At 45.2% G+C, this 1082-nt stretch carries 2 protein-coding genes; one reads left to right on the forward strand and one right to left on the reverse strand.

Annotated elements, in window-relative coordinates; translation table 11 throughout:
- Positions 1 to 812, forward strand: an 812-nt coding sequence (locus RTR63_RS11780; protein ID WP_312524456.1) for a phospholipase D-like domain-containing protein, incomplete at its 5' end; no start/stop codon positions are given.
- A 49-nt stretch (positions 813 to 861) separates the two neighbouring features.
- Here RTR63_RS11780 and RTR63_RS11785 read toward each other — a convergent pair.
- Positions 862 to 1082 (reverse strand): YggT family protein (locus RTR63_RS11785; RefSeq protein ID WP_312524457.1); only part of this gene is annotated, 221 nt, incomplete at its 5' end.

Raw genomic sequence — 1082 nt, forward strand, 5'->3', positions numbered from 1 at the left:
CCATGGCACTTGTCACGACCACGGATATCAGCGCAGAAACCAACGCCAATTTTTCAAACCTTGAAAAAATCGTTAATCGCTTTACCAAGTCGTTCTATACCCAGTCGCTGTATATTGACACCTCAAAGCTGCATCATCGCAAATTACAACACGAGGCTAACGCTCGCGGGGCAGGTCAAAACGCTAACACGCGTGTCCCTAACCCGCCCCTGCTTAAAATTTTGCCGCTGCAAAGCAGCCTACAAGCTTACCCATCGGTGAGTCAAGTCAGCTTGCAGCTGATTCCATCGGCGCCAGAATTAACAGGGCATGTCATCTACGAAACCTTGGTGTGTGCGATTTTTGCCGCCAAAAAACAAGTGGTTATTACCACGCCTTATTTTGTGCCAGATGATGCGCTGCTGCTTGCTATGACTACCGCTGCCAAGCGTGGGGTTAAGGTGATTTTAAATGTACCCAAAAAAGTAGATTCACTGTTGGTACAGTTTGCTTCACAGGCTTATTTTGACCCGCTGTTATCAGCAGGGGTGCAGATTTATTTGTTCAATGCAGGCTTGCTACATGCCAAGATTTTGTGCGTGGATGACGATTATTGCTTGTTTGGTACCGTCAATATGGATATGCGCAGTTTTTATCTGAATATGGAGGTGAGTATGGCGATTTATAATCGTACCATGACCCAGCAAATACTCACTTGCCAGCATGAATACCTGCGACAAAGTGAGCCATTACAGCGCGATAGATGGCAGCAGCGTAGCTTTGGGGCAAAATTCTTGGACAACGCTATTCGCCTGTTTAGCCCACTGCTTTAAAGCTTACTCATTTAATCGTCGTTTGCCAAAGACTATAGGGTTACAAAGACTAGAGGGTTAATAAATAAAAGCCTACGGTTTGTACCAAGGTTTCTAGCAAAATAATCAAGAAAAAACCCAGCATAGGTGCCAAATCAAGCATACCTGTGGCAGGTAATACTTTGCGAAACGGCTGAATAATTGGCTCACTAAGCAAGGTGAGGAGTCCAAAAATCGCTGGCATTTTTTGGGTAAAAAGCATCACCCAGCCCCCGATAAACGAGCCAATAA

It is taken from the genome of Moraxella sp. CTOTU47724 (assembly GCF_032014955.1).
Lineage (GTDB): Bacteria > Pseudomonadota > Gammaproteobacteria > Pseudomonadales > Moraxellaceae > Faucicola > Faucicola tetraodonis.